This is a genomic window from Flavobacterium sp. FlaQc-48 (assembly GCF_044007335.1).
GTDB lineage: Bacteria > Bacteroidota > Bacteroidia > Flavobacteriales > Flavobacteriaceae > Flavobacterium.
Genome location: NZ_JBIPCR010000115.1, coordinates 1 through 216, shown reverse-complemented (window position 1 = coordinate 216; position 216 = coordinate 1). Strand labels below are relative to the sequence as shown.

Here is a 216-nt window from a genome sequence, read left to right as displayed (position 1 = left end):
TTTGTCGATGTTAATAAAGACGGAAAAACCAATGTTGGTGACAGGGTAGAATACACCTTTGTGGTTAAGAACACAGGAAATACAACCCTTAAAAATATCACGGTAAGTGATCCTAAGGCAACTATAAGTGGAGGACCATTGGCCCAATTGGCTCCGGGAGCAGAAGATGCTACTACCTTTACCGGTATTCATATTGTAACACAATCTGATATTGAT

Annotated in this window: 1 pseudogene; it reads left to right on the top strand. The window is 39.8% G+C overall.

The features are described 5' to 3' along the window. Window positions 1–216, top strand: a pseudogene (locus ACHRWY_RS27785) (hypothetical protein); the annotation flags it as partial.